The sequence below is a fragment of the Oceanicella sp. SM1341 genome (genome assembly GCF_003448965.1).
In the GTDB taxonomy this organism is placed as follows: Bacteria; Pseudomonadota; Alphaproteobacteria; order Rhodobacterales; family Rhodobacteraceae; genus Paroceanicella.
The window spans coordinates 214345-238096 of record NZ_QRGC01000001.1 but is presented as its reverse complement, the minus strand read 5'-3'; the positions used below and the strand labels follow the sequence as shown (position 1 = coordinate 238096).

The window sequence follows — 23752 nt, the reverse complement described above, 5'->3', positions numbered from 1 at the left end:
CGGCGCTTCGGGCCGCGGCGGAGGCCCCCCGCGCGGGGAGACGAGCGGGCGGATGAAACTGTAACCACGGCCCGGAAACGGGCAGGATGAACGCGCACCCCGGGAGGGTGTTTTCAGCCACAGCGCGCCGGGGGTGCGCCGTGGCCGGGCAAACGGAGCGCACATGAAGGTTATCGTCTGCGGCGCCGGCCAGGTGGGCTGGCAGATCGCGCGGCACCTCGCCACCGAGAACAACGACGTGACGGTGGTCGACAGCAACGCGGCGCTGGTGCGCCGCGCCACCGACACGCTCGACGTGGGCGGCATCACCGGCTTCGCCTCGCATCCGGACGTGCTGGAGCAGGCCGGCGCGCGCGACGCCGACATGATCATCGCCGCCACCTTCGCCGACGAGGTGAACATGGTGGCCTGCCAGGTGGCGCATTCGGTGTTCTCGGTGCCGCGCAAGATCGCCCGGCTGCGGGCGCAGAGCTATCTCTCGCCGGAGTGGTCGGACCTGTTCCGCCGCGACCACATGCCCATCGACGTGATCATCTCGCCCGAGCGCGAGGTGGCCGACAGCGCGCTGCGCCGTCTCAACGCCCAGGCAGCCTTCGAGACCGGCAGTTTCCTCGACGGCAAGCTGATGCTGATGGGCATCACGCTCGACGAGAACTGCCCGGTGCTGAAAACCCCGCTGCGCCAGCTCACCGAGCTGTTCAGCACCCTGAGGGCCATCGTCGTTGCCATCCGCCGCGAGGGCAAGCTGCACGCCGCCTATGCCGACGACCAGCTCTACGAGGGCGATCAGGTGTATCTCACCGTGGCGAAGGAGGACCAGACCCGCGCGCTGGAGATCTTCGGCAAGTCGAGCCGCCGGGCCGAGCGCATCATCCTGATCGGCGCCGGCAACGTGGGCCTCACGGTGGCCAACCACATCGACAAGGGCGACAAGCGGGTGCGCGCCAAGATCATCGAGCGCGACCGGGCGAAGGCCGAGCGCGCGGCCGACCAGCTCGACCGCACCATCGTGCTGCATGGCGACGGGCTGGACATGGACCTGCTGGAGGAGGCGAACCTCTCCTCCTCCGACGCGCTGATCGCGCTCACCGACGATGACAAGACCAACCTGCTCACCTGCACCCGGGCCAAGGCCGCCGGCTGCCCGATGGTGATCGCGCTGGTGAACGACGCGAGCCTGATGCAGCTCATGGAGCCGCTCGGGATCGACGCCTACATCAACCCCCGCGCCACCACCGTGTCTTCCATCCTGCGCCACGTGCGCCACGGCCGCGTGCGCGCGGTCTACTCCATCGGCGACGCCGAGGCCGAGGTGATGGAGGCGCATGTGCTGGGCACCTCCTCGATCGCCGGCAAGCGGGTGCGCGACTGCGATTTCCCCGAGCGCTCCATCCTCGGTGCCGTGCTCAAGGGCGACAAGGTGGTGATCCCGCGCGGCGACACGGTGCTGCAGGAGGGCGACATCCTCGTCGTCTTCGCCATGGCCGCGGACGTGCGCCGCGTGGAGCAGATGTTCCGCGTCGCGGTCGATTACTTCTGATCCATGTGGTGGCAGCGAATCCCGCTTTTCGCCTTCTGCCTGGCCGGGGCGGGGCTGGCGATGCTGCTGCCCGTCGCGCACGGGCTCTACGCGGGCAACGAGCGCGCGGCGCGGGCCTTTGCCTGGTGCGCCATGGTCACGCTGGTGATGGCCGGCATCCTCGCACTGGCGCTGGCCAACCGCACGCCGCGCATCACCGCGCGGGCCCAGCTTCTCACGCTGGTGCTGAGCTATGTCTTCCTGCCGGCGGTGGCGGCGGCACCGCTGCTGCTGCTGCGGAACGAGTTCAGCTTCGAGATGGCCTATTTCGAGATGCTCTCCAGCCTCACCACCACCGGGGCCACGGTGATCGACGGGCCGGCGGTCTCGCCGACCATGCACCTGTGGCGGGCCACGGTGGCCTGGTGCGGTGGCTTTCTCATCGTGCTCTCGGCGGCGGCGATCATGGCGCCGCTCAACCTCGGCGGCTTCGAGGTGCGTGCCTCGCTGCGCGGCACGCGGCCGGAGGACGGCCATACCCAGCTCGGCTCGGCCGAGGCCTCGCTGCGCCTGCTGCGCATGGTGCGGCTGCTGGCCCCGGCCTACGTCATCCTCACCGTGGCGCTGGCCTTCCTGCTGGCGGTGGCGGGCCAGCCGCCGCTGCTCTCGCTCATCCACGCGATGTCGGTGCTCTCCACCTCCGGGATCACGGTCGACGAAGGCGCCTTCGGCACCGGATCCGGCCGGCTGGGCGAGATGATCGCCCTCGGTTTCCTCGTGGTGGCGGCCACGCACCGGGGCCTGCGCATCCGCTTTTCCCGGGCCGATCTCGAGTGGCTGCGGCGTGATCCCGAGCTGCGGCTCATGCTGGTCGCCGTGCTCAGCGTGGCGGCCATCCTGTTCCTGCGGCACTGGCTGGGGGCGCTCACCGTCTCCACCCAGGTCGACGTGCTGGGGGGGCTGCGCGCGCTCTGGGGGGCGATCTTCACCGGGCTGTCCTTCCTCACCACCACCGGGTTCACCTCGGTCGACTGGGACCGGGCGCGGGCCTGGAGCGGGCTGCCCAGCTCGGGCATGATCCTGCTCGGGCTCGCGATGATGGGCGGCGGCGTGGCCTCGGCCGCGGGCGGCGTGAAGCTGCTGCGCTGCTACGCGCTGTTCCGCCAGGGGGTGCGCGAGCTGGGCCGGCTCACCTATCCCAGCAGCATCGGCGGGGCAGGGGAGGCGGAACGGCGTCTGAGGCAGGGGGGTGCCTACATCTCCTGGGTGTTCCTGATGCTCTTCGTGGGCGCACTCTCGCTGGTGATGATCGGCCTCACCCTCACCGGCGTGGGCTTCCAGGACGCGCTGGCTTTTTCCATCGCGGCCTTGACGACCACGGGGCAGGTTCCCCAGATGGCTGAGACGGGCGGCCCCGGCTATGCCGAGATCACGCCGATGGCGCGGGGCATCCTGTGTGTCGGCATGGTGCTGGGACGGCTGGAAACCCTCGCGGTGATCGCGCTGTTCAACCCGTCCTGGTGGCGGCGTTAACCCGGGATGGCCGCAGAGCATACCGGGATTGCGGCGAAATTTCGGACGGGGTATGGAAATCCTGACCGGAATCCACCATTATTGCGGTGCAACAACAAAAACGGGCACCCCCGCGAAGGGGAACCTCACACAACTGAAGGCTGAAAACAATGGCTGCCGACAAACAGAACCTTCAGGATGCGTTCCTGAACAATATCCGCAAGAACAAGGTCCCGGTTACGATTTTCCTCGTGAATGGTGTCAAACTGCAGGGCGTGGTAACCTGGTTTGACAACTTTTGCGTTCTGCTGCGCCGGGACGGACAGTCGCAGCTCGTGTACAAGCACGCGATTTCGACGGTGATGCCCTCGCAGCCGATCCAGCTCTACGAGGCAGACGAATCTGCATGACCCGTGCCGCCACGGCGGCCGAACGAGACGAGGCAAGATAGCCTGAATGCGAGCCTATGTGCTCCACCCCGATCTCCGCTCCGCCGATGCGCGGGACCCGGAGCTCGCGCTGGAAGAAGCCTGCAACCTGACCGAGGCGCTGGATGAGCTCGAGCTCGCCGGCGCCGAAGTCGTGCTCCTCAGACAGCCGCGCGCCGGCACCCTGTTCGGTGACGGCAAGCTGGAGGAGCTGAAATCCACCTTCGAGGAGAAGGAGATCGAGATCGTCATCATCGACGGGCTCGTCTCTCCCATCCAGCAGCGCAACCTGGAGCGCTACTGGAAGGTGAAGGTGCTCGACCGCACCGGCCTGATCCTCGAGATCTTCGGCGCGCGCGCCCAGACCCGCGAGGGTGTGCTGCAGGTCGATCTCGCGCATCTGACCTACCAGAAGAGCCGGCTGGTGCGCTCGTGGACCCACCTCGAGCGCCAGCGCGGCGGCACCGGCTTCATGGGTGGCCCGGGCGAGACCCAGATCGAGGCGGACCGGCGCGCAATCGACGAGCACATCACGCGGCTGAAGCGCCAGCTTGCCAAGGTGGTGCGCACGCGCGAGCTGCACCGCAAGTCGCGCAAGAAGGTGCCGTATCCGATCGTGGCCTTCGTGGGCTACACCAACGCCGGCAAGTCGACGCTGTTCAACCGCATCACCGGCGCCGACGTGATGGCCAAGGACATGCTCTTCGCCACGCTCGACCCCACGATGCGCGCCGTGACGCTGCCCACCGGCGAGAAGGTGATCCTGTCGGACACGGTGGGCTTCATCTCCGACCTGCCGACCCAGCTCGTCGCCGCGTTCCGCGCCACGCTCGAGGAAGTGCTCTCCGCCGATCTCGTGGTGCATGTGCGCGACATCTCGCACCCGCAGACCCAGGAGCAGGCCCAGAGCGTGCGCGGCGTGCTGCGCGACCTCGACCTGCCGGAGGACTCCATCGCCGGCATGCTCGAGTTCCGCAACAAGGTCGACCGGCTGCCGGAGGCCGAGCAGGCCGCGGTGCGGCTCACCGCCTCGCGTGACCCGCTGGTGATCGCCGGCTCCGCCGCGCGCGGCGACGGCATCGACGATCTGCTCGCCGAGATCTCCGAGCGACTTGCCGAGCCCACCACCAGCGAGCGGCTGCACGTGGGCTTCGGCCAGGGCGCAGCGCTCGCCTGGCTGCACCGGCGCAAGCTCATCGAGCACCAGGAACCCAACGAGAACGGCATGGCGGTGGACGTGACATGGTCCGACAAGCACCGCCAGCAGTTCCTCAAGGAATTCCAGGGCTCTCTGCGGCAGGGCTGATGCTGCGGCCACCCTGTGTGGCCGCAATATCTGCAAACTTAACATAATATCGATTATCCGTTATCCGGATGCAGCGGCGCCGGGGGAATTTCCCGGCGCCCTTTTTCGCGTCTCAGGCCCGCCAGAGCGCGTGGAAGTGATGCGTGGGCCCGTGCCCCGTACCCACGCTCAGGCGGTCGGCTGCGGCGATGGCGCCGGCCACGTAGGCCTTCGCCCGCCGGGCCGCCTCCGGCGCTGCGTGCTGTGCAAGCAGCGTGGCGAGCGCCGAGGACAGCGTGCAGCCGGTGCCATGGGTGTTGCGCGTGGCGTGGCGCGGGCCGTCGAGCCAGGTCTGCCCCTCGGGCGTGGCGAGAAGATCCGGGCTCGCCTCCGCTTCCTCCAGGTGCCCGCCCTTGAGCAGCACCGCCCGCGGCCCCAGCGCACGCAGCGCCTCGGCCACCTCGGGCATCTCCTCCCGGCGTATCGGCTCCGCCCGGCCGAGCAGCGCCGCGGCCTCCGGCAGGTTCGGCGTGAGCATGGTGGCGCGTGGCAGCAGCACGTGGCGCAGCACCTCCACCGCGTCCTCCTGCAGCAGCCGGTCACCGCTCTTCGCGATCATCACCGGGTCGAGCACGATATGCAGCGCCCGGCCCTCCAGCGCCCGCGCCACCGCCGCGGCGATGGCTGCCGAGCCGATCATGCCGATCTTCACCGCGTCGACGCGGATGTCGTCGAACACCGCCTCCACCTGCGCGGCCACGAAGCCCGGCTCGACCAGCGACACGCCGCTCACCCCGCGGGTGTTCTGCGCCGTGAGCGCGGTGAGTGCTGCCATGCCGTAGCCGCCGTTGGCCGAGATCGCCTTCAGATCCGCCTGGATGCCGGCGCCGCCCGAGGGGTCGGACCCGGCGATGCTGAGGATGTTGGGGATCATGCCGCGGGCCCCGCGGCGTCTGTCGGTCTGGTCACTGTGGCCTCCTCTCCTCCGGGCGCCGGAGGGTTCGGCCGCGCGACATCGGCCCGGAAGGCCCCGCGCAGCGACTTCCTCCGCCGGCATGACCCGGTTCAGGTTCCAAGGGTGCGTCTCAGCCCGCGGCCTCATGCCGGGGCGCCCCTGTCGCGAACACAATGCCTAATCATGCTCGCGGCGGCAGACAAGGCCCTGCAATCGATATTATGTTGCAAGTCTAATGTGAGCGCTGAAGAAGGGAGCGTAACTAGCTGAAATATAGTGGAAACCTATATTCTTCTTCCGCTCTGCGTATCGAAGAAATGCAACCGCGCCGCATCCGCGAGCAGCGCCGCCTCGGCCGGCAGCGGTTGCTCGGAGGGGTGCGCCGCGACGATCGGCTGGCCGTTGCACTGCCCGTGCACCAGCCGCTGGGCGCCCAGTTCCTCCACGTAGGTGAGCGAGAAGCGTACCGCGCCGGGCGCGTTGGCAGGCACGATGCGCAGGTCCTCGGCGCGCAGGCCGAGGGTGACCGGGCCTCGGTGCGGCAGCTCGGCGAGGATGCGCTCCTCCCCGAGGTGCAGCGCCCCGTCATCGGCGCGGGCCTGCACCAGGTTCATCGCCGGAGAGCCGATGAAGCCGGCGACGAAGGTGGAGGCCGGGCGGTTGTAGACCTCCAGCGGCCGGCCGATCTGCTCCACCCGGCCGCCGTTGAGCACCACCAGCCGGTCCGCCAGCGTCATCGCCTCGAGCTGGTCATGGGTGACGTAGAGCGAGGTGGTGCCGACCCGGCGCTGCAGCTGGCGGATCTCGCCGCGCATCGACACGCGCAGGCGCGCATCGAGGTTTGACAGCGGCTCGTCGAACAGGAAGGCCGCGGGCTTGCGCACGATGGCCCGGCCCATGGCAACGCGCTGGCGCTGGCCGCCGGAGAGCGCGCGCGGCTTGCGGTCGAGATACGGCTCCAGCTCCAGCATGCGCGCGGCCTCGGCCACGCGGGCGGCGATCTCGGCCTTCGGGGTCTTCCGATTGCGCAGCCCGTAGGCGAGGTTGTCGCGCACGCTCATGTGCGGGTAGAGCGCGTAGTTCTGGAACACCATGGCGATGTCGCGGTCGGCGGGGTCGAGGGTGTTGACCACCCTGCCCCCGATGCTCACGGTGCCCTCGGAGATCTCCTCCAGCCCCGCGACCATGCGCAGCAGCGTGGATTTCCCGCAGCCCGAGGGGCCGACGAGCACGATGAATTCGCCGTCGGCGATGTCGAGCGAGATGTCGCTCACGGCGCGCACCCCGCCGGAATAGATCTTGGAGACGTCGGTGATGGTGATGGTGGACATGGGGGTGGCTTTCTACTTGTCGCTTTCCGTGAGGCCCTTGATGAACCAGCGCTGGAAGACGATGACGACGAGCACGGGCGGCAGCATGGCGAGGATGGCGAGCGCGAAGGCCTGGTTGTAGTCAGGGATCTGCGAGCCGATCCAGACCAGCAGGATCTGCTTGATGCCGCGCACCAGGGTGAACAGGCTCTCGTCGGTGGTGATGAGCGTGGGCCAGAGGTACTGGTTCCAGCCGTAGACGAACATGATGATGAAGATCGCCGCCATCATCGGCCGTGACAGCGGCACGAGGATGTCGATGAAGAACTTCCAGGCCCCCGCGCCGTCGATGCGCGCGGCTTCCAGGATCTCCTCCGGCACGGCGCGGAAATACTGGCGGAAGAAGAAGGTGCCCGTGGCCGAGGCCAGCAGCGGCACGATGAGCCCGGTGTAGGTGTTGGTCAGGCCCAGCTGGGTCATCACCGCGTAGCTGGGCAGGATGCGCACCTCCAGCGGCAGCAGGAGCGTGGTGAAGATCATCCAGAAGAACAGCGTGCCGAGCCGGAAGCGGAAGTAGACGATGGCATAGGCCGCCATCATCGACAGCACGATCTTGCCCACCGCGAAGCCGATGCCGAGGATGAGCGAGTTCAGCACCATGCGCGCGCCGGTGATCTCGCCGGTGAAGCCGCCCTTCTTGGTGAGCACCTCCTCGTAGGTCTCAGCGAAATGCCCGCCCCAGCCGAATTGCAGGCCCTGGGTGTGGATGGTGGTGGCGTCATGGCTCGAGGTGGTGAAGGCCAGCACCACCGGGGCCAGCATCACGAAGACGCCGATGAGCAGGATCACGTGGTCGAGGATGCGAAGACGGTTCATGGGGCGCTCCTCAGCCGTAATGCACGCGCCGCTCGATGAAGCGGAACTGGAAGATGGTGAGCACGAAGACGATGAGCATCAGGATGACCGACTGGGCGGAGGAGCCGCCGAGGTCATTGCCGCGAAACCCGTCCATGTAGACCTTGTAGACGAGGGTTATGGGGTTGTTCGCGGCCTTGTCCTTCACGATCACGTCGATCACGCCGAAGGTCTCGAACAGCGCGTAGGTCATGTTCATGATCAGCAGGAAGAAGGCGGTGGGGGCGAGCAGCGGCAGCGTGACCGTGGCAAAGCGCCGGGCGCCGGAGCGGCAGTCGATGAAGGCCGCCTCGCGCACCGAGGCCGGCAGGCTCTGCAGGCCCGAGAGGAAGAAGATGAAATTGTAGGGGATCTGCTTCCACACCGAGACGGTGATCATCGCCACCGCGGTGTCGGTGTAGTCGAGCCCCACCTTCATGTCCCAGCCGAAGACGCCCGCGAGGCGTACCAGCGGACCGATGTGCTGGTCGAAGAACATCATCCCGATCAGCCCGGCTACCGGCGGCGCCACGGCATAGACCCAGATCAGCAGCGTCTTGTAGGCATGTGCCCCGCGCAGCACCGCGTCGGCCTTCACCGCCAGCAGCAGGCCGAGGCCGAGCGACAGCCCGGTGACCAGCACGGTGAAGACGAGGGTGAATTTCGCGATGCCGAGGTATTCGCGCGAGGACAGGATGTCGGCGTAATTGTCCAGGCCCACGAAGGTCGAGCCGAAGCCGAACGGGTCCTCCAGGTATAAGGACGACTGCACCGCCTGCGCCGAGGGCCAGTAGAAGAAGACGAAGATGATCGCCATCTGCGGCGCGAGAAACGCATAGGGCAGCCAGCGGGAGGAGAATTGGACGCGCTTCATGACGCTCTTTCGGCAAGGGAGACAGGCGCCGCCGCCCTGCCCCGCGGCGCCCCGGCCCTGAGCCGGGGCCTCTCGGGCCGGGCGATGGCGCCGGGGGGCTCGAGGTCCCGGCTCGGGGCCGGGACGCCGGAGGCGCGGGTGGCAGCCGGTGTGCCCGGCTGCCCCGGGCCTCAGTTCGAGGCGGTGGTCTTCGCGAAGCGGGCGAGCAGCGCGTCACCCTCGCTCTTGATCGTCGCCATCGCGTCTTCCACGGAGGTCTCGCCGGCGAAGATGCGGCCGTACTCGCGCTCCATCACTTCGCGGATCTGCGGGTAGAAGCCCATGCGGTAGCCCTTCGACCATTCGCCGCCCGGCAGCATGAGCTGCTCGATGCCCACCTCGGCGGCGGGGAAGCGGTCGTAGTGGCCGTCTTCCTTGGCAAGCTCGTAGGCCGCCTCGGTGATCGGCACGTAGCCGGTGGACTTGTGCCAGAAGTACTGGATTTCCGGCGAGGTCAGGAACTCGAAGAAATCCGCCGTGCACTTGTTCTGCGCGTCGTCATGGCCGGACATGGCGAAGAGCGCGGCACCGCCGATGAAGCTGTTGGTGCCCGCCCCCTCGATGGCGTTCCAGTACGGCAGGAAGGTGGCGGTGAAGGGCATCTGGGCGGAGTTCTGCAGGCCGCCGAACGAGCCCGAGGAGCCGATCCAGAACGCGACCTTGTTCTCCTCGAAGGGCTTCTGGTTGTCCGACCAGCCGGCGCCGAAATAGCCGAAATACCCCTCGTCGTACCAGTCCTTCAGCTTCTGGTACATCATCACGTGCTCGGGCGCGTCGACCCGGATCTCGGTGCCGGAGACCGCGTCATAGCCGTTGTTGTTGGTGGCGAACTGCAGGTCGTGGCGGGAGAAGAAGTTCTCGGTGAACTCCCAGGTGAGCTGGGACTGCACGAGCGGGATGTAGCCGGCTTCCTTCAGCTTCGGGGCCATGGCCTCGAACTCTTCCCAGGTCTTCGGCGCCTCGGCGATGCCGGCCTTCTGCAGCGCCTCGGTGTTGATGTACATGATCGGCGCGGAGGAGTTGAACGGCATGCCGACGAACTTGCCCTCGCTGTCGGCGTAGAAGTAGCGCACGCCCTGGATGAAGTCCTCGCGGTTGAAGTCGTAGCCCGCGCCGGTGATCAGGTCCTCGGCCGGGATCACGGCCTTGGGCGCGTTGATGATGGTCGCGGCGCCGGCGTCGAACACCTGCAGGATGTTGGGCTGGTCGCCGGAGCGGAAGGCGGCGATGCCGGCGGCGAGCGCCTCCTCGTAGGTGCCCTTGGAGACCGGGGTGAGCACGCAGGCGTTCTGGGCGGCGTTGAACTGCGTGGCGAGCTCGTTGATCACCTCGCCGTTGCGCCCGGCCATGCCGTGCCACCAGGTGATGTCGGTGGCAGCCAGGGTGGAGGTGGCGGTGAACGCGAGGGTCAGGCCGGAGAGGGCGAGTTTCTGGATCAAGGCGGAAATCCTTCTGGTGTGAAGCAACTGTCGGGCCACCGCCTATGCCGCCAGTGAAACGCCTTCTTTATGTTTTTGTTAAGAAATGATGACGGGGTTGACCCGAACTCGCCCCGCACCAGCGCGCCGCCCGGGCGCATGAAAAAGGCGCCGCGCCCCGGGGGGCACGGCGCCTCGATGGCCGCGATGGCGCGCGCGATCAGCCGATGCGGTAGTTCGGGCTCTCGCGGGTGATCTGCACGTCGTGCACGTGGCTTTCCTTCAGGCCCGCGCCGGAGATGCGGACGAACTCGCAGCGGGTGCGCATCTCGTCGATCGTGTGGTTGCCGGTGTAGCCCATCGCGGCGCGCAGCCCGCCCACGAGCTGGTGCAGCACCACGCTGGCCGAACCCTTGTAGGGCACCTGCCCCTCGATGCCCTCGGGCACGAACTTCTGCGGGCTCACCTCGCGCTGGAAGTAGCGGTCGGCCGAGCCGCGGGCCATCGCACCCACCGAGCCCATGCCGCGGTAGGCCTTGAAGGTGCGGCCCTGGTGCAGGAACACCTCGCCCGGCGCCTCGTCGGTGCCGGCCAGCATCGAGCCGATCATCGCGCAATGCGCGCCGGCGGCGATGGCCTTGGCGAAATCGCCGGAGAACTTGATGCCGCCGTCCGCGATCACCACTTCGCCGGATTTCGCCGCCTCGCGCGCACAGTCCATGATGGCGGTGAGCTGGGGCACGCCCACGCCCGCCACCACCCGGGTGGTGCAGATCGAGCCGGGGCCGATGCCCACCTTCACCGCGTCCGCGCCGGCGTCGATCAGCGCGCGGGTGGCGGCGGCGGTGGCGACGTTGCCCGCCACCACCTGCACGGCGTTGGAGAGCTTCTTCACCCGCTCCACCGCATGCGCCACGGAGGCGGAGTGGCCATGCGCGGTGTCGATCACGATCACGTCGACGCCCGCGTCGATCAGCGCCTCGGAGCGGGCGAAGCCGGTGTCGCCCACGGTGGAGGCGGCGGCCACGCGCAGCCGGCCGAGGTCGTCCTTGCAGGCCTGCGGGTTGAGCACCGCCTTCTCGATGTCCTTCACGGTGAGCAGGCCGGTGAGCGCGCCCTGCCCGTCAACCACGAGGAGCTTTTCGATGCGGCGCGAGCGCAGCAGGCTCTTGGCTTCCTCGAGGTCGACCGGCTCGCGCACCATGGCGAGATTGTCGGAGGTCATCAGCGCGCGCACCGGGGTGCGGTCGTCGGAGGCGAAGCGCATGTCGCGGTTGGTGAGGATGCCCATCACCCGGCCTTCGGCGCTCACCACCGGGAAGCCGGTGATCTTGTAGCGCTCCTGCAGCTCGCGGGCGTCGGCCAGCGTCTGGTCGGGGCCGAGGGTGACGGGGTTGTAGACCACGCCGCTCTCGAAGCGCTTGACCCGGCGCACCTGGTCGGCCTGCTCCTCGAGGCTGAGGTTGCGGTGCACCACGCCCATGCCGCCGGCCTGGGCCATGGCGATCGCCATCTCGCCTTCGGTCACGGTATCCATGGCCGAGGACAGTAGCGGAATGTTGAGGGCGATGGACCGGGTCAGCCGCGTCTGGGTGCGGGCGTCGGCGGGCAGGACTTCGGATGCGGCAGGAACGAGAAGAACGTCATCGAAGGTCAGGGCCTCACGAATCTCCATGTCAGGTCTCCATGGCAGTGTCGGTGTTGGCGCTTCCCTATTTCATGCGCCGAGGCGAAAGGGAAGAGGCAATGCACCCGCCGGTCACGCTTGCGTGTTCCGGCGGCCGCGCGCCCTGCCCCGGGCGCGCCTCTCAGCCCTCGTCCTGCTCCTCGCCGTCCTCCCCGGCCGCATCACGCCGGCCGCGGAAGCCGGTGGCGATGACGAATTTCTCCGACGAGTCCTGCCGGCTCGCCGGCGGCTTCATGTGCACGACCTTGGTGAAGTTGCGCTTGAGCTGGGCCTGCAGGTCGTTTTCCGCCCCGCCCGCCAGCACCTTGGCCACGAAGGTGCCCCCGGGCTCGAGCACGTCGAAGGCAAGCTGGGCCGCCGCCTCGCACAGCGCGATGATGCGCAAGTGGTCGGTGCCCCGGTGGCCGGAGGAGGCCGCCGCCATGTCCGACATCACCACGTCGGCCTGCCCGCCAAGCCAGGCCTTCACCTTCTCGTCGGCATCGTCCTCCATGAAGTCGAGCTGGTGCAGCTCCACGCCCGCGATCGCGTCGACTTCCTGCAGGTCGACGCCGATGATCCGGCCCTGGGCCTTGCCCTTCTTCTCGCCGAGCGCGTTGATGCGCGGCACCGCCACCTGGCACCAGCCGCCGGGGGCGCAGCCGAGGTCGACCACCCGCGCGCCGGGCACGAGGAAGCGGAAGCGCTCATCGATCTCGAGGATCTTGTAGGCCGCCCGGCCGCGGTAGCCCTCGCGCTTGGCGCGCACCACGTAGGGGTCGTTGAGCTGGCGCTCCAGCCAGAGCTTGGAGGAGAGCTTGCGGCCCTTCGCGGTCTTCACCCGCACCTTCAGGTCGCGCTGTCCGCGGCCGGAGGTGTTGCCGCTCGAGGCGCCGGGGGTCTTCTTCTTGCCGTCGGTCATCGGGTCCCGTCCTCGAGAATGCCGTCTTCGTTCATCATGGCGTAGAGCAGCCCCTCGCGCAGCCCCCGGTCGGCGACGCGCAGGCGCTCCACCGGCCAGATGCGCAGCAGGGTCTGCAGGATCGCCGTGCCGGAAATGATCAGGTTCGCCCGGCTCTGGCCGATGGCGGGGTGGCGGCAGCGCTCCTGGTGGGAGAGGCCGAGGAACTGGTCGACCAGCCGCTCCACCTCCGCGGTGCGCAGCCAGGCGCCGTCCACCTTCTCGCGGTTGTAGCGCACCAGCCCCTGCTGGGCGGCGGCGAGGGTGGTGATGGTGCCGGAGGTGCCGATGATCTGCAGGCCTTCGGGCAGGGTCTCGCCCCAGTCCGCCGGTCGGAAGTTCTCCAGCATCTCCTCGAAGTACCAGGACATGAGCGCGAAGCGCGCCCGGTCGCCGTCGACGTCGGAGAAACGCTGCAGCAGCGTGGCCACACCCAGCGGCACCGAGATCCAGTCCACGATGCGCGCGCCGAGCGGGCTTGCGGCATGCAGCTTGCCGCGCAGGGGGGCGAGGCCCAGCAGCGCCTCGCGCTCCTGCCCCGGCGCCACCTGCGAAAGGTCGATCCAGATCAGCTCGGTCGAGCCGCCGCCGATGTCGAACACGAGAAGCTGCCGCGCCCCCGGCTCGACCAGCGGCGCGCAGGAGATCAGCGCCAGCCGCGCCTCCAGCTCCGCCGGGATGATCTCGAGGGTGAGCCCGGTCTCGCGGCGCACGGCGCGGATCAGCTCGCGCCCGTTGCGCGCCTGCCGGCAGGCCTCAGTGGCCACGAGATGCATGCGCTCCACCCGGTGGCGGCGCAGGCGCCCCGCGCAGAGATGCAGCGTGCGCAGCACCCGGTTCATGCCGGCGTTGGAGAGCGCGCCGGTCTCCTCCAGCTCGGGCCCCAGCGCGACGGAGCGCGAGATGCTCTCCATGATGGAAAAACCGCGGCCCGAGGGCTTGGCGATCAGCATGCGGCAATTGTTGGTGCCGAGGTCGAGCGCCGCGTAGGGCCGCTCACGGCGTCGGGCATCGGGAGGCGCGGACTCCTCCGCGCTGCGGGAGCCGTAATCGACCTCCCTCCCCGAAATGCCAGACCTCAGTCCCATCAGAAATATCCCCGGCCGGGCGGCGTGCCCGGTCTTCCTCGGTATCCGAGCCGGCCGGCAGGATCAAGCCGGGTCGCGCCGCGGCGCGGGCCCGGCCGGCCCTGCGCGGCGTCAGTTTCCGCCCTGCGCGGCCATGGAAAGCGGCTGCACTTCCACCCCGATCGCCCGGCAGATGTCGAAGGTGAGATCGGGGTTGTTGAGGGTGTAGAAGTGGAAATGCTCCACCCCCTCGGCCCGCAGCCGGTCACACTGGTCGGTGGCGATGGCGGTGGCGAGCACGGCCTTTTCCTCCGGCGTTCCGGCATTGCCGAAGGCGCGGTGCATGAACTCGGGCACCGAGGCGCCGCAGCGGCCGGCGAAGTTCACCAGCCGGTCGAAATTCTCCACCGGCAGGATGCCGGGGTGGATGGGCGCGGTGATGCCCGCGGCGGTGCAGCGGTCGCGGAAGCGCAGGAACAGCTCGCTGTCGAAGAAGAACTGCGTGAGCGCCGCGGTGGCCCCGGCGTCGAGCTTGCGCTTGAGATTGTCGATATCGGCCTCCGGCGAGGCGGCTTCGGGATGCACCTCCGGATAGGCGGCGACATAGATGTTCTGCACCCCGTCGGCGGCGAGCGCGGTCACCAGCTCGGCGGCGGAGGTGAAGCCGTCGGGATGCGGCACGAACCTGTCGGCCCCCTTCGGCGGGTCGCCGCGCAGCGCCACGACCGAGCGCGCACCGAGCTTGGCATAGCCGCGCGCCACGTCGAGCGTCTCCTCCCGGCTGGCGCCGACGCAGGTGAGATGCCCCGCCACGTCGAGCCGCGCACGGTCACGGATCGCGAGGATCGCGGCCATGGTGCGCTCGCGCGTGGTGCCGCCGGCACCGTAGGTCACCGAGACAAAGCTGGGCGCGAGCGGGGCGAGCCGCTCCACCGAGCGCCACAGGCGCAGCGAGGCCTCCGGGGAATGCGGCGGGAAAAACTCGAAAGAGATCGTCTGCCTGGGTCCGGCAACGGTCGGATCGGTCATGGGGCGATCTTTCTGAAAAGGGCTCAAACGACGCCTTATTTTACGGCCCTTGCCCCGGAGCTTCAACCGCATTTCCGTTGCCCTGCCCGCGCCGGGCCGCCCCGCTTGTTCAAATGCGACGCAAACCGGGCCCGCGTGTCGCAAATCCTGCCCCTTCGGTCGCGGCGGGAAGATGGCGGCCCGCGCGCAGGCGCTAGAATGGCCGGGCAACGGGGAGGCAGGATTGGCCGAGGTCACCATCGTCTACTGGCGGGACATCCCGGCGCAGGTCATCGCCGGCCGCGGCCGCCGGGGCGCCAAGCGCCCGCTCGCCGAGCGCTTCGAGCAGGCGATCGACCGCTGCGCGATGAAGACGGGTGCGGTGGGCACCGAGGCCTATCTCGCCGAATGGCGCCGCGCCACCCCCTACACGGTGGAGGGCGAGGACGCAGCTGCGGCCGAGGCGGAGGCGCAGCGGCTGGAGGCGGAATACGACACGGCGCGCATCCGGGCGCTGATCGCCAACGACGGCCGGGAACCCGCCCCCGGCGGCTGACGGAAAGACGCAGCCCCTGAGGGGCGCGAGAACACCGCCCCTGAGGGGCGCGAGAACACCGCCCCTGAGGGGCGCGATACGCCCGCCCCGAAGGGGCACCAGACGCCCGCCCCGGAGGGGCGCCAGACGGAGAACAGGCATGGCACGCATCCTTGGATTTCCGCGCCGCGGCGTGACGCCGAAGGGCTCCGCCGCCCTCGCCGGCTTCCTGCGCGGCTTCTCCATGGAGGTGATGCCGCGCACCGCGGCGAAGGTGCCCGATTTCCGCGAGGTGGTGCCCGAGGGCACCCGGCTCTACATCGCCCATGTCGACGGCACGCCCATCGAGGACATGGTGGCGACCGCGGCCCGCCTGCGCGCCGAGGGCTTCCCGGTGATGCCGCATGTCCCGGCCCGTGTCGTGGCCTCCCGCGCCCGGCTCGAGGACTGGCTGGCGCGCTACGGCGATGCCGGCGTGACCGAGGCGCTGCTGCTCGCGGGCGGCGTGTCGGAGCTGCGCGGCGAGCTGCACCATTCCATGCACCTGCTCGAGACCGGGCTCTTCGACGCCCGCGGCTTCACCCGCCTGCATGTCGCCGGCCACCCGGAGGGCAACCGCGACATTTCCCCCGACGGCTCCGACGAGAGCCTGATGCAGGCGCTGCGCTGGAAGGCCGCCTTCGCCGAGCGCACGGGGGCGGAGATGGCCGTGGTCACCCAGTTCGGCTTCGAGGCCGCCCCGATGATCGCCTGGGCCGGGCGGCTGCGCGCCGAGGGCATCCGCCTGCCGGTGCATATCGGCGTGGCGGGGCCCGCCAAGCTGCAGACGCTGGTGAAATTCGCCCTCTCCTGCGGCGTCGGCCCCTCCGTGCGGGTGCTCACCCGGCGGGCAGCGGATGTCTCGAAGCTGCTCCTGCCCTTCACCCCGCTCGAGCTGCTCACCGAGCTGGCCGAACACCGGGCCGCGAACCCGGGCTTTGCCATCGAGAGCGTGCATTTCTTCCCCCTCGGCGGCATCACCGCCACGGGGGCCTTCGTGGACGCGCACGGCCGGACGGCGGGCGGCGCCGCGGCCACCGCCTGACCCCCGCCGCCTGAGGGAGGGCGCCATGACCCGCACCATCGTCGAATCGCGCAGCGGCGCTGCGATCATCGGCTTCGACCAGCCCTTCTGCGTGATCGGCGAGCGGATAAACCCCACCGGGCGCAAGGCGCTGGCGGCGGAGCTGGAGGCCGGCGATTTCTCCACCGTCGAGCGTGACGCGCTCGAACAGGTGGCCTGCGGGGCCACCATGCTCGATGTGAACGCCGGCGTGGTCTACAACTCGAACCCCAATCCCAACGAGACCGAACCGCCGCTGATGCGCGCGATGATCTCGCTCGTGCAGGGGCTCGTCGACGTGCCGCTGTGCATCGACTCGAGCGTGCCGGCGGCGCTGGAGGCCGGGCTCGAGACCGCCCACGGCCGGCCGCTGGTGAACTCGGTCACCGGCGAGGAGGAGCGGCTGGAGCGCGTGCTGCCGCTGGTGGCGAAATACAACGTGCCGGTGGTGGCGATCTCGAACGACGATACCGGCATCTCGGAAGACCCCGACGTGCGCTTCGCCGTGGCGCGCAAGATCGTGCAGCGCGCGGCGGATTTCGGCATTCCCGCGCATGACATCGTGGTCGACCCGCTGATGATGCCGGTGGGGGCGATGGCCACCGCCGGGCTGCAGGTGTTCGCGCTGGTGCGGCGGCTGCGCGAGGAACTGGGGGTGAACACCACCTGCGGCGCCTCCAACGTCTCCTTCGGCCTGCCGAACCGCCACGCCATCAACGCCGCCTTCCTGCCCATGGCCATCGCCGCCGGCATGACCTCGGCGATCATGAACCCCGTGCGCCCGGCCGAGATGATGGCCGTGCGCGCCGCCAACCTGCTGATGAACAACGACCCCCACGGCGCCGCCTGGATCCGGGCCAACCGCGCCCCCGGCGCGGAGGAGGCCGGCACCGGCCGCCGCCGCGAGGGCCGCCGCCGGCGCGGCTGAAGCTTCCGGGGGAGCCACAGGATGAGCGAGACAGACCCGCTGGTCATCTTCACCCCATCGGGCAAGCGCGGCCGCGTGCCCGCAGGCACCCCGGTTCTCGCCGCCGCGCGCAGCCTCGGTGTCGACCTCGACTCGGTCTGCGGCGGCCGCGGCATCTGCTCGCGCTGCCAGGTGAGCCCGGGCACCGGCGCCTTCCCCAGGCACGGGATCACCGTGACGCAGGACGCGCTGTCCCCCTGGAACGCGGTGGAGGAGCGCTACCGCGAGAAGCGCGGCCTCGCCGCGGGCCGCCGCCTCGGCTGCCAGGCGCGCATCGAGGCCGACGTGGTGATCGACGTGCCCCCCGAGAGCCAGGTGCACCGCCAGGTGGTGCGCAAGCGCGCCGAGGCCCGCGCCATCACCCTCGACCCCGCCACGCGCCTGCAGCTCGTCGAGGTGGCGGAGCCCGACATGCACGAGCCCTCGGGCGATTTCGAGCGCCTCGCCGCCGCGCTTGCCGCGCAATGGGGCGTGGAGGGGCTCGTTGCCGGCCCTGCGGTGCTCGCCGCCCTGCAGGGCGCGCTGCGCAAGGGGGGCTGGAGCGTGACCTGCGCGGTGCATTCCGCCGGGGCGGCGCCGGAGCTCACCGCCGTCTGGCCGGGGTATTTCGCCGGGCCGGTCTACGGGCTTGCCATCGACCTCGGCTCCACCACCATCGCCGCCCACCTGTGCGACCTGCACTCGGGCGAGGTACGCGCCTCCGCCGGGCTGATGAACCCGCAGATCCGCTTTGGCGAGGACCTGATGAGCCGGGTCTCCTACGCGATGATGAACGCGGGCGGTGCGGCGGAGATGACCCGCGCCGTGCGCACGGCGCTGGGCACGCTCACGGCCGAAATCGCGGCCGAGGCGGAGATCGATCCCGCGCTGATCCTCGAGGCGGTGCTGGTGTGCAACCCGGTGATGCATCATCTCGCCCTCGGGATCGACCCGGCGGAGCTCGGCCAGGCGCCCTTCGCGCTCGCCGTCTCCGGGGCGCTGAACCTCGCGGCATCGGAGATCGGCCTGCCGCTCGCCCCCGCCGCGCCGCTCTACGTGCTGCCCTGCATCGCCGGCCACGTGGGGGCGGACGCCGCCGCCGTGGCGCTCTCCGAGGCGCCGGACCGCTCGGACGAGCTGATGCTGGTGGTCGACGTGGGCACCAATGCCGAGATCCTGCTGGGCAACCGGAGCCGCGTGCTCGCCTGCTCCTCGCCCACCGGGCCGGCCTTCGAGGGCGCGCAGATCTCCTCGGGCCAGCGCGCCGCCCCGGGCGCCATCGAGCGGGTGGAGATCGACCCCGCCACGAAGGAGCCGCGCTTCCGCGTCATCGGCTGCGATCTGTGGTCCGACGAGCCGGGCTTTGCCGAGGCCACCGCGGGCACGGGCATCACCGGCATCTGCGGCTCGGGCATCATCGAGGCGATCGCGGAGATGCGCATGGCCGGGCTGGTGGACGCGGGCGGGCTGATCGGGTCGGCCGAACAGGCCGGCACCGCGCGCCTGCTGCCGGAGGGCCGCACCCATGCCTACCTGCTGCATGACGGCAGCGCCTCGGGCGGGCCGCGCATCACGGTCACGCAATCCGACGTGCGGGCGATCCAGCTCGCGAAATCCGCGCTCTACGCCGGCGCGCGGCTGCTGATGGACCAGATGGGCGTGGAGCGGGTGGAGCGGGTGGTGCTTGCCGGGGCCTTCGGCGCCCACATCTCGCCGCGCCACGCCATGGTGCTGGGCATGATCCCCGATTGCCCGCTCGACAAGGTGACCAGCGCGGGCAATGCCGCGGGCACCGGCGCGCGCATCGCGCTGCACAATGTCGCCGCCCGGCGCGAGGTGGAGGCGCTGGTGCGCCGCATCGTGAAGGTGGAGACCGCGGTGGAGCCGCGCTTCCAGGAGCATTTCGTGGCGGCAAACGCCATCCCCCACGCGACCGACGCCTTCCCCAGCCTCGCCGCCGCCGTCACCCTGCCCGCCCCCTCCTTCAACGCCGCGCGCGGCGGCGCGGAGGGCGGCCGCCGGCGGCGGCGGGGCTGAGCCCCCGGCTTGCGCCCGCCCCTGCGCTGGCGCACACTGCGGCCCGTGAGGAGACCTGCCGCATGAGCCATGACCACGCACACGACCACCCCCGTGAGCGCAAGGACGCCCACGGCCAAGAGCATGATCACGATATGCCCGGGCGCGCGCACGGCCATGGCCGCGGGCACGGCCATCACCACGGGCATCACCACCTGAGCGCCGACGCGGGCGACAGGCGGGTGATCCTCGCCATTCTCGTCAACCTCGGCCTCACGCTGGTGCAGATCATCGGCGGCGTGGTCTCCGGTTCGCTCGCGCTGGTGGCCGACGCGATCCACAACCTGTCGGACGCGGTGTCGCTGGGCATCGCGCTGCTGGCGCGGCGGGTGGCCAAGCGGCCCTCGGATGCGCAGATGACCTTCGGGTATCGCCGGGCGGAGGTGGTGGCGGCACTGGTGAACTACACCACGCTCGTCGTGATCGGCGTCTGGCTGGCGGCGGAGGCGGTGTCACGCCTCTTCGACCCCCGCCCGGTGGAGGGCTGGACCGTGGTCTGGATCGCCGGCGTGGCGCTGGTGATCGACCTCGTGACCGCCCTGCTCACCTGGTCGATGTCCAAGGACAGCATGAACATCCGCGCCGCCTTCCTGCACAACGTCGCCGACGCGCTGGGCTCGGTGGCGGTGATCGTCGCCGGCACCCTGATCCTGCTCTACGACTGGCAGCTCGCCGATCCGGTCATCACCCTGTTCATCTCCGCTTACATCCTGTGGCACGCAGCGGTGGAGACCGGGCCCGTCATCCGCATCCTGATGCTCGGCTCGCCGCCGGAAGTCGATTCCGACGAGGTGCTGGCGGCGATGAACGAGGTCGGGGGGGTGGTCTCGGTCCACCACCTGCACCTGTGGCAGATGGACGAGAAGCGCAGCTCGGTCGACGCGCATGTCTGCCTGGCCGAGGGCGCCTGGGCGGAGGCGGACGCGATCAAGACCAGCATCCGCGAGGTGCTGCGCAGCCGCTTCGACATCACCCACAGCACGCTGGAGCTCGAATGCAGCCGCCACGGCTGTGTCGACCCCCAGCTGATCGGCCACAGCGACGCGGCGGCCTGAAGGCCCCGGGCCGGGGGCGTTGCGCGGGCGCGACAGGCGGCCGCTTAGTTGATCGGCGGAAATTGGCCGATTAACTCTCTCCGCCTGATCGTCTAGTCTCCGGTCGAGGATCGGACGAGAGGGGCGAAATGACTGACCTGACAGTACAACGCATGCAGTTCGTCTTTGCCCTCCGCTCCGCCGGGGTGACGGATGCCGCCGTGCTCACCGCCATGGAACAGACCCCGCGCGACGCCTTCCTCGACGGCACCTTCGTGGAGCGCGCCTACGAGGACGTGCCCCTGCCCATCCCCTGCGGCCAGACCATCAGCCAGCCCTCGGTGGTCGGGCTGATGACCCAGGCGCTGGAGGTGACGCCGCGCGCGAAGGTGCTGGAGATCGGCACCGGCTCGGGCTACCAGGCCGCGATCCTGGCCCGGCTGGCGCGGCGCGTCTACTCGGTCGAGCGGCATCGCCCGCTCGCACGCCGCGCCCGCGAGACCATCGACCGGCTGGGCATCAACAACGTCACCATCCTCATCGAGGACGGCACCCGCGGCGTGGAACTGCAGGCGCCCTTCGACCGCATCCTGCTCACCGCCGCGGCGGAAGACCCGCCGGTGACACTGGTCGAGCAGCTCCGCGTGGGCGGCATCATGGTTCTGCCGGTCGGCCAGTCCGACCGCATCCAGCAGCTCATAAAACTGGTCAAGACGCCGAACGGGCTGGAATATTCGGAGCTTGGCGATGTAAGGTTCGTCCCGCTGATCGAAGGGCTGGCCGAAGACATGACCGAGCGTTGAACCGCGCTTCCGCCGCCACTGACAGAAAGACGGATAAATGTTTGCAAACCATAGTAGAATTCGTTCTGTCCTGCTGACCGGCATCGCGTCTGTCGCCCTTGCCGCCTGCGGCGGCGGCGACCGCGACCAGCCTCCGGCGGATGTCACCTACCAGGGCAGTGCGCCGGGCTCCGCGGCGCCCGCTCCCGCAACCGGCGGGCAGCCGGATGCGCGCGGGGTGATCACCTACCCCGATTACCAGGTCGTCATCGCCCGCGACGGCGATACGCTCGACGCCATCGCCGCCCGCATCGGCCTGCCGGTGACCAGCCTCGCCTCCTACAACGGCCTGCCGACGAGCTGGCGCCCCCGCCGGGGCGACACGCTGGTCATCCCGCCCGATTCCCGGGTGCAGGCCGCGCCCGCGCCCGCCACCTCCTATGCCGGTACCTCGCCCGCCGTGGCGCCGCTGAGCGGTGGCAGCCCCTCGCCGAACCCCGGCCAGGGCGATCTCTACTCGGCCGCCCCGCTCACCGGGGCAAGCCCGCAGCCCGCCGCCCCGGCCGCCAGCGGCTCCGCCTGGTCGCCGGAACTGGCCGAGAGCGCCATCGAGCGGGCCGGCAGCGGGGCGACCCCCGTGCCCGGGCTCGCGCCCGCCGGCGCACCGGCCTCGCAGCTTCAGGCAGGGCTCCAGCCGGTCACCCACACGGTCACCCCCGGCGAGACGGTCTATTCCATCTCGCGGCTCTACAACGTGCCGGTGAACGCCATCGCCGACAGCAACAACCTCGGGCGGGACTTCACGGTGCGCCCGGGACAGCAGCTCAGCATCCCGCTCGCCAGCGCCGCGGCGCCGGGCGACGCGGTGAACCCGCCGGGCCAGCCGCAGGCGATCACCTCGCCCCCCAGCGGCGCCGACCCGTTGCCCGAACCCCTGCCCCAGGCCGAGACCCCGGCCTCGCCGCAGCTCGACCAGTATCGCAGCACCGCCACCGCCTCGGGGCGGCTGGTGACCCCGGTGCAGGGCAACGTGGTGAAGGCCTACGCCCCGTCGGGCGCCGACCGCAACGACGGCATCGACATCGCCGCCCCGGCCGGAAGCCCGGTCGTGGCCGCCGATGACGGCGAGGTGGCGCTGATCTCCAATTCGCTCGGCGGGTTCGGCAAGATCCTGCTGATCCGCCACGCCGGCGGACTCACCACCGTCTACGGCCGGGTCGACGACGTGCAGGTGTCCAAGGGCGACATCGTCGGCCGCGGCCAGGTGATCGGCAGCGTCGCCGCGTCCGACTCGCCCTCGCTGCATTTCGAGGTGCGCCGCGGCGCCGAGAGCGTCGATCCCGGCGGCTATCTCTGAACCGGACCGCACCGCCGCATGACCAGCGCGCGCCCCCCGGGCGCGCGTTCTGGTTTGTGCCTCCGACGCGCATTTCGCACCGGAAATGCGCGTCACCCGGCGCCAGAAAAGAGGGCCGGCCCCGCGCGGGGACCGGCCCTTCCGATGTCCTGGTGTCGGGGCCTCAGCCCAGGCGCACGCCGCGCCGGCCCGCGAGGTCGGTCACGTACTGCCAGGCCACGCGGCCCGAGCGCCCGCCCCGGGTCTGCTGCCACTCGATGGCCTCGGCGCGCAGGGCCTCGGGCGCGATCTCGATGCCGGCGGCGCGCACGTAGCCCTCGATCATGCCGAGATACTGCTCCTGCGAGCACGGGTGGAAGCCGAGCCACAGGCCGAACCGGTCGGAGAGCGAGACCTTCTCCTCCACCGCCTCGCCGGGGTTGATCGCGGTGGAGCGCTCGTTCTCGATCATGTCGCGCGGCATCAGGTGGCGGCGGTTCGAGGTGGCGTAGAACAGCACGTTCTCCGGTCGGCCCTCGATGCCGCCGTCGAGCACCGCCTTGAGCGACTTGTAATGCGCGTCGTCATGGCTGAACGACAGGTCGTCGCAGAACAGCAGGAAGCGCCGGTCGGAGCGGCGCAGGATGCCCAGCAGGCGGGAGATCGACGGGATGTCGTCGCGCTGGATCTCCACCAGAACCAGAGATCCGGGGTGGCGGCGCAGGATCTCGGCATGCGCGGCCTTCACCAGGCTCGACTTGCCCATCCCGCGCGCGCCCCAGAGCAGGGTGTTGTTGGCGGGATGGCCGAGGGCGAACTGCTCGGTGTTCTCCAGCAGCGTGTCGCGCGAGCGGTCGATGCCCACCAGCAGGCCGATGTCGACCCGGTTCACCACCGGCACCGGCTGCAGCCGGTCCGGGGCGGTGTGCCAGACATAGGCATCCGCCTCGGTGAAGCCCGGCTCCGGCGCGGGCGGCGGCGACATCCGCTCCAGCGCCTCAGCGA

The 23752-nt window shown here is 70.0% G+C and carries 21 protein-coding genes and 1 riboswitch; of the genes, 11 read left to right on the top strand and 10 right to left on the bottom strand.

The genetic code is table 11. The annotated features are described in order from the left end of the window. The first annotated feature begins 163 nt into the window (after window positions 1–163). The 4 genes from trkA to hflX all read left to right on the top strand — a co-directional run bounded on the left by trkA (window position 164) and on the right by hflX (window position 4765). Window positions 164–1540: a Trk system potassium transporter TrkA gene (gene trkA, locus D3P35_RS01080; protein WP_118132599.1), complete on the top strand. Its 1377-nt coding sequence runs from the start codon at window positions 164–166 to the stop codon at window positions 1538–1540. Between the two features lie 3 nt (window positions 1541–1543). Then, window positions 1544–3052, top strand: a complete 1509-nt coding sequence (locus tag D3P35_RS01075; protein ID WP_118132598.1) for a potassium transporter TrkG — start codon at window positions 1544–1546, stop codon at window positions 3050–3052. Window positions 3053–3201: 149 nt separating this feature from the next. Then, window positions 3202–3441 (top strand): RNA chaperone Hfq, encoded by a 240-nt coding sequence (gene hfq, locus D3P35_RS01070; RefSeq protein ID WP_118132597.1) that lies wholly within the window; start codon window positions 3202–3204, stop codon window positions 3439–3441. 46 nt (window positions 3442–3487) lie between these two features. Next, window positions 3488–4765, top strand: a complete 1278-nt coding sequence (hflX, locus tag D3P35_RS01065) for a GTPase HflX (RefSeq protein ID WP_118132596.1) — start codon at window positions 3488–3490, stop codon at window positions 4763–4765. 112 nt (window positions 4766–4877) lie between these two features. Here the strand turns inward: hflX and thiD are convergent, their stop codons facing one another. The 9 genes from thiD to metF form a co-directional block, all read right to left on the bottom strand. Further along, window positions 4878–5678 carry a bifunctional hydroxymethylpyrimidine kinase/phosphomethylpyrimidine kinase gene (thiD, locus tag D3P35_RS01060; protein WP_118132595.1) on the bottom strand — a complete coding sequence of 267 codons (801 nt, stop codon included), beginning with the start codon at window positions 5676–5678 and terminating at the stop codon, window positions 4878–4880. Window positions 5679–5769: 91 nt separating this feature from the next. After that, window positions 5770–5870: riboswitch (TPP riboswitch) on the bottom strand. A 113-nt stretch (window positions 5871–5983) separates the two neighbouring features. Next, complete coding sequence (gene ugpC / locus D3P35_RS01055; protein ID WP_118132594.1) at window positions 5984–7030, bottom strand: sn-glycerol-3-phosphate ABC transporter ATP-binding protein UgpC; 1047 nt, start codon at window positions 7028–7030, stop codon at window positions 5984–5986. A 12-nt stretch (window positions 7031–7042) separates the two neighbouring features. Next, window positions 7043–7885: a sn-glycerol-3-phosphate ABC transporter permease UgpE gene (gene ugpE, locus D3P35_RS01050; RefSeq protein WP_118132593.1), complete on the bottom strand. Its 843-nt coding sequence runs from the start codon at window positions 7883–7885 to the stop codon at window positions 7043–7045. 10 nt (window positions 7886–7895) lie between these two features. Next, window positions 7896–8777, bottom strand: coding sequence for an ABC transporter permease subunit (locus tag D3P35_RS01045; protein WP_118132592.1), 882 nt, complete (start codon window positions 8775–8777; stop codon window positions 7896–7898). A 170-nt stretch (window positions 8778–8947) separates the two neighbouring features. Further along, window positions 8948–10252, bottom strand: a complete 1305-nt coding sequence (locus tag D3P35_RS01040) for an extracellular solute-binding protein (protein WP_232830332.1) — start codon at window positions 10250–10252, stop codon at window positions 8948–8950. Between the two features lie 202 nt (window positions 10253–10454). Continuing rightward, window positions 10455–11909, bottom strand: a complete 1455-nt coding sequence (guaB, locus tag D3P35_RS01035; protein ID WP_118132590.1) for an IMP dehydrogenase — start codon at window positions 11907–11909, stop codon at window positions 10455–10457. 133 nt (window positions 11910–12042) lie between these two features. Further along, complete coding sequence (locus D3P35_RS01030) at window positions 12043–12822, bottom strand: RlmE family RNA methyltransferase (RefSeq protein ID WP_118132589.1); 780 nt, start codon at window positions 12820–12822, stop codon at window positions 12043–12045. Further along, a complete protein-coding gene (locus D3P35_RS01025; RefSeq protein ID WP_232830322.1) occupies window positions 12819–13949 on the bottom strand; it encodes a Ppx/GppA phosphatase family protein in 1131 nt (376 codons plus the stop codon). Before D3P35_RS01025 ends, D3P35_RS01030 begins: the two co-directional genes overlap by 4 nt. 111 nt (window positions 13950–14060) lie before the next feature. After that, on the bottom strand, window positions 14061–14957 hold the full coding sequence (gene metF / locus D3P35_RS01020) for a methylenetetrahydrofolate reductase [NAD(P)H] (RefSeq protein WP_118132587.1): 897 nt from the start codon (window positions 14955–14957) through the stop codon (window positions 14061–14063). A gap of 223 nt (window positions 14958–15180) precedes the next feature. On the opposite strand from metF, the gene D3P35_RS01015 reads away from it, so the two are divergent. The 7 genes from D3P35_RS01015 (at window position 15181) to D3P35_RS00985 (ending at window position 22768) form a co-directional block, all read left to right on the top strand. Then, entirely contained in the window at window positions 15181–15492 is a 312-nt protein-coding gene (locus D3P35_RS01015; RefSeq protein WP_118132586.1) for a virulence factor, read from the top strand. 139 nt (window positions 15493–15631) lie between these two features. After that, complete coding sequence (locus D3P35_RS01010) at window positions 15632–16555, top strand: methylenetetrahydrofolate reductase (protein ID WP_118132585.1); 924 nt, start codon at window positions 15632–15634, stop codon at window positions 16553–16555. A 25-nt stretch (window positions 16556–16580) separates the two neighbouring features. Then, window positions 16581–17501 (top strand): methyltetrahydrofolate cobalamin methyltransferase, encoded by a 921-nt coding sequence (locus tag D3P35_RS01005; RefSeq protein ID WP_118132584.1) that lies wholly within the window; start codon window positions 16581–16583, stop codon window positions 17499–17501. 21 nt (window positions 17502–17522) lie between these two features. Continuing rightward, window positions 17523–19556 (top strand): ASKHA domain-containing protein, encoded by a 2034-nt coding sequence (locus tag D3P35_RS01000; RefSeq protein ID WP_118132583.1) that lies wholly within the window; start codon window positions 17523–17525, stop codon window positions 19554–19556. A 134-nt stretch (window positions 19557–19690) separates the two neighbouring features. Continuing rightward, on the top strand, window positions 19691–20650 hold the full coding sequence (locus D3P35_RS00995) for a cation diffusion facilitator family transporter (protein ID WP_118132787.1): 960 nt from the start codon (window positions 19691–19693) through the stop codon (window positions 20648–20650). 128 nt (window positions 20651–20778) lie between these two features. Next, on the top strand, window positions 20779–21432 hold the full coding sequence (locus tag D3P35_RS00990; protein WP_118132582.1) for a protein-L-isoaspartate(D-aspartate) O-methyltransferase: 654 nt from the start codon (window positions 20779–20781) through the stop codon (window positions 21430–21432). A gap of 37 nt (window positions 21433–21469) precedes the next feature. Then, window positions 21470–22768, top strand: coding sequence for a peptidoglycan DD-metalloendopeptidase family protein (locus D3P35_RS00985; RefSeq protein ID WP_118132581.1), 1299 nt, complete (start codon window positions 21470–21472; stop codon window positions 22766–22768). A 163-nt stretch (window positions 22769–22931) separates the two neighbouring features. On the opposite strand, the gene D3P35_RS00980 is transcribed toward D3P35_RS00985, so the two are convergent. Beyond that, on the bottom strand, window positions 22932–23732 hold the full coding sequence (locus D3P35_RS00980; protein ID WP_118132786.1) for an ATP-binding protein: 801 nt from the start codon (window positions 23730–23732) through the stop codon (window positions 22932–22934). Between the last annotated feature and the right edge of the window lie 20 nt (window positions 23733–23752).

Excerpts from the sequence above, each read along its gene's own strand:
- trkA (WP_118132599.1), top strand. The coding sequence starts at position 164 with ATGAAGGTTATCGTCTGCGGCGCCGGCCAGGTGGGCTGGCAGATCGCG.
- D3P35_RS01075 (WP_118132598.1), top strand. The coding sequence starts at position 1,544 with ATGTGGTGGCAGCGAATCCCGCTTTTCGCCTTCTGCCTGGCCGGGGCG.
- hfq (WP_118132597.1), top strand. The coding sequence starts at position 3,202 with ATGGCTGCCGACAAACAGAACCTTCAGGATGCGTTCCTGAACAATATC.
- hflX (WP_118132596.1), top strand. The coding sequence starts at position 3,488 with ATGCGAGCCTATGTGCTCCACCCCGATCTCCGCTCCGCCGATGCGCGG.
- thiD (WP_118132595.1), bottom strand. The coding sequence starts at position 5,678 with ATGATCCCCAACATCCTCAGCATCGCCGGGTCCGACCCCTCGGGCGGC.
- ugpC (WP_118132594.1), bottom strand. The coding sequence starts at position 7,030 with ATGTCCACCATCACCATCACCGACGTCTCCAAGATCTATTCCGGCGGG.
- ugpE (WP_118132593.1), bottom strand. The coding sequence starts at position 7,885 with ATGAACCGTCTTCGCATCCTCGACCACGTGATCCTGCTCATCGGCGTC.
- D3P35_RS01045 (WP_118132592.1), bottom strand. The coding sequence starts at position 8,777 with ATGAAGCGCGTCCAATTCTCCTCCCGCTGGCTGCCCTATGCGTTTCTC.
- guaB (WP_118132590.1), bottom strand. The coding sequence starts at position 11,909 with ATGGAGATTCGTGAGGCCCTGACCTTCGATGACGTTCTTCTCGTTCCT.
- D3P35_RS01030 (WP_118132589.1), bottom strand. The coding sequence starts at position 12,822 with ATGACCGACGGCAAGAAGAAGACCCCCGGCGCCTCGAGCGGCAACACC.
- D3P35_RS01025 (WP_232830322.1), bottom strand. The coding sequence starts at position 13,949 with ATGGGACTGAGGTCTGGCATTTCGGGGAGGGAGGTCGATTACGGCTCC.
- metF (WP_118132587.1), bottom strand. The coding sequence starts at position 14,957 with ATGACCGATCCGACCGTTGCCGGACCCAGGCAGACGATCTCTTTCGAG.
- D3P35_RS01010 (WP_118132585.1), top strand. The coding sequence starts at position 15,632 with ATGGCACGCATCCTTGGATTTCCGCGCCGCGGCGTGACGCCGAAGGGC.
- D3P35_RS01005 (WP_118132584.1), top strand. The coding sequence starts at position 16,581 with ATGACCCGCACCATCGTCGAATCGCGCAGCGGCGCTGCGATCATCGGC.
- D3P35_RS01000 (WP_118132583.1), top strand. The coding sequence starts at position 17,523 with ATGAGCGAGACAGACCCGCTGGTCATCTTCACCCCATCGGGCAAGCGC.
- D3P35_RS00995 (WP_118132787.1), top strand. The coding sequence starts at position 19,691 with ATGCCCGGGCGCGCGCACGGCCATGGCCGCGGGCACGGCCATCACCAC.
- D3P35_RS00990 (WP_118132582.1), top strand. The coding sequence starts at position 20,779 with ATGACTGACCTGACAGTACAACGCATGCAGTTCGTCTTTGCCCTCCGC.
- D3P35_RS00985 (WP_118132581.1), top strand. The coding sequence starts at position 21,470 with ATGTTTGCAAACCATAGTAGAATTCGTTCTGTCCTGCTGACCGGCATC.
- D3P35_RS00980 (WP_118132786.1), bottom strand. The coding sequence starts at position 23,732 with ATGTCGCCGCCGCCCGCGCCGGAGCCGGGCTTCACCGAGGCGGATGCC.